This is a genomic window from Arthrobacter sp. Soil763 (genome assembly GCF_001428365.1).
GTDB lineage: Bacteria > Actinomycetota > Actinomycetes > Actinomycetales > Micrococcaceae > Arthrobacter.
In genome coordinates, this window is sequence record NZ_LMSH01000009.1 from 1 (window position 1) to 3336 (window position 3336).

At 66.2% G+C, this 3336-nt stretch carries 1 protein-coding gene; it reads left to right on the plus strand.

Annotated features, from left to right (window positions below; translation table 11 throughout):
- Positions 1-597 precede the first annotated feature (597 nt).
- Positions 598-3027 carry an HAD-IC family P-type ATPase gene (locus ASG71_RS16230; RefSeq protein ID WP_056741248.1) on the plus strand — a complete coding sequence of 810 codons (2430 nt, stop codon included), beginning with the start codon at positions 598-600 and terminating at the stop codon, positions 3025-3027.
- Positions 3028-3336 lie beyond the last annotated feature (309 nt).

The window sequence follows — 3336 nt, forward strand, 5'->3', positions numbered from 1 at the left end:
CACAGCCAAAACAACCAATCAATAAAACAATTGGTATCAACAAACTTGGCACACTATTGAGTTCTCAAACAACAGACACACCCGGCACCACCACAACCCCTCAAGGGTCCCGGCTCGCTCCGGAGCAACTTTTCAAACTTACCCGAAACCATATCCTGAAGCAAATTCATTCTTGCGGACCTAAATCAGCAGACGAACCAGCCTCACCAGAATTTCCTGCAACTGAAGAGTCGCGAGAACCTTGGTTTGAATTGTTTTGGGGGTTTGGCCGCCTCCGGTACTCCAGCTTTTCGGCTGGTCTCCCTCGCGGCGACTTAGAAAACAATACACCCAGAAGGTCCCGACTGCAAACCCTCCATCGGACGACCGTGGTCGGGCTGCGGCAGCGGAGAAAACCGCGCCAGCCCGCGGCAGCGGCACCCTCGCCGTGCATCCTCCCCTGGCTAAGAGCCCGGACAGACAGCTGTATCGTCCGTCACCTTTCTTCCCGGCGCGGATACCATCGGAGGCGTGAGGGCACACCAATGGCACCGCATCCCACTCCCGCTTCATCGCCGTGTCTGCGGGCCGGCGTCGAACGGGCTCTCCGAGGACGACGTGGCTGCGCGCCTCCAAAGCGGGCTGGACAACCGTGTGCCGGACGAGAGCAGCAGAAGCCTCTGGCAGATCTTCCGCGCCAACGTCCTCACCCTCTTCAACGCAATCGTGGGCTCAAGCTTTTTGGTTCTTCTGCTTCTGGGCCGCTGGCAGGATGCGCTCTTCGGACTTGCCGCCGCAGGAAACGCGGTGATCGGCGTTGTGCAGGAATTCCGGGCCAAACGCTCCCTGGACCGCTTGGCGGTCCTGGACGCGCCGCGGGCCAGGGTGCTGCGGGACGGCAGCATCCGGGAGATCGCAACCGCCGACGTCGTCCGCGACGACGTCCTGGTGCTGCGCGCGGGCGACCAGGTCACGGCGGACGCGTCGGTCCTGGAGGAGTCGGGGCTGGAGGCCGACGAGTCACTGCTCACGGGAGAGTCGGACCCGGTGGCCAAGGACGCCGGCGCCGAGGTGCTTTCGGGGTCGATCATTGTGGCCGGGCATGGCAAGGCGAGGGTGGTGCGGGTCGGTGCCGAATCATTCGCAAGCCGTCTCACGGCCGATGCGCGGAGGTTCTCGCTCGTCAACTCCGAGATCCGCAACAGTCTCAACCGCGTGCTGCGCTGGATCGCCTGGGCCATCCTGCCGGTCGCGGCGGTGGTGATCAACGGCGAAATCCAGGCCCGGGGTGGCTGGCACGCGGCGGTCACGACGGGAACGTGGACGGCCGCCGCCGTAGGCGTGATCGCCAGTGTGATTGCCATGGTCCCGCTGGGCCTGGTCCTTTTGACCAGCGTCGCGTTCGCCGTCGGCGGGCTCCGGTTGGCCGGCCACAAGGTATTGATCCAGGAGCTCGCCGCGGTGGAGGGTCTGGCGCGTGTCGACGTCCTATGCATGGACAAGACAGGGACCCTGACCGAGGGCGGCCTCCGCTTCGAGGATATCCATCAGCTGACGCCCGCGCCGGCTCCGGGCTGGCAGCAGGCGCTCGGCTGGTTCGCCACCGAACCGGAGGCGAACGCCACTGCCCGGAGCCTGGCCGCAGCGTTTGAGGACGACGGCGGATTCCAGTCCGTGTCCTACATTCCGTTTTCCTCCTCCCGGAAGTGGAGCGGGGTCAGCTTCGGCGGCGGGAGCGGAGCGACGCCGACGTGGATCCTCGGCGCCCCGGAGATGATTCTGGGTGCTGCGGCCCGCCAGGGCGGCGGTGCCGGCGCAAATTCGCCGGCACGGATGTCGGGCGAAGCCCCGCCAGCTGCCTGCTTGGAGGCGGAGCCGGGGCCCGAGCAGGTGCTGGATCAGGCCGGGGAGCTTGCGCGGTCCGGGCTGCGCACGCTGCTCCTCGCGGCCTCCGCTGACGGTCTCTCCGCGTCCGGCGAGGATCCGGCGCTTCCCCGAAAGTTGCAGCCCGTGGCCCTGCTGACTTTCCGAGAGCAGGCACGTCCCGACGCACGGGAAACGCTGGACTTCTTCCGCGCCGAGGGCGTCGAGCTAAAGATCATCTCCGGCGACGACCCCCGAACCGTGGCGGCCATCGCACGGCACGTAGGCCTCGAAATAACCGATGGTTTCGACGCCCGCAGGCTCCCCGTGGATCCCACCGAGCTGGAAGAGACCATGGCCCGGCACACAGTCTTCGGCAGGGTCACCCCCGAGCAGAAGAAGGACATGGTGGCCGCCCTTCAGCGGCGCGGGCACACCGTGGCCATGACCGGGGACGGGGTCAACGATGCCTTGGCCCTGAAGACGGCGGACCTTGGCATCGCCATGGACTCCGCCGCCCCGGCCACCAAAGCTGTGGCGCGCCTGGTCCTGCTGGACGGCCGGTTTGACCGGCTGCCGGAGGTGCTGGCCGAAGGCCGGCGCGTCATTGCGAATATCGAGCGGGTATCCGGCCTGTTCCTGAGCAAGACGGCCTATTCGATCGCCATCGCCGTAACCTTCGGGCTGCTGCAGTGGCCGTTTCCCTTCCTGCCCCGCCAACTCTCGTTTACGGACGGTTTGACGATCGGGATCCCCGCCTTCTTCCTCGCCCTGATGCCCAATGCCCGGCGGTACCGCGCCGGCTTCCTGCGGCGCTCACTCGCGTTCTCACTGCCGGCCGGACTGATCGTCGCCGCAAGCCTCTTGGTGTTGACTGCCGTTGCGGCACTGGACGGGCCGGCGGGGAACGGGGAACTGCGCTCCGCGGCCGTACTCACGCTATCGATCGTGGGCCTCTGGATCCTGGCCGTCGTTTCCCGGCCACTCACCGCGGGAAGGGCTGCCGTCCTGGCCGCAATGTGCGCGGCCCTCATCGTCCTGTACAACCTGCCCCTCGCCCAGGACTTCTTCCTGCTCAGCTGGCCCCCCGCAGGACTGATGTCCGCCGCCCTGCTGGCGGGTGCCGGCGGCGGGCTGGCCATCGAAGTGCTGGCCTGGTGGCACCGGCGAAAGTTCCCCCGCTAACGTGCCCCCACCCGACGCTCCCTCACCTTCGGCGCCTTCCCAACCAACGCTCCCTCACCACTGGTGTCCCGGCATGATCTGATCCGCCGAAGCGTCAACTCCGCAGCTGCAGGAGGTGAGAGACGATCCGGCGTATTTGCTTCGGACGTGAGGGAGCGTCCGTTTCACACCCACCAGAGCTGAGGGAGCGTGGGGCCTTATCGTTCCGGTTCTGGGTGGGGCTACTGGTGGTTAAAGTGGGAGAGCCTCCAACCTGGTGGTTGGAGGCTCTCGACCTGAATGATGTTCCGGCGGTGACCTACTCTCCCA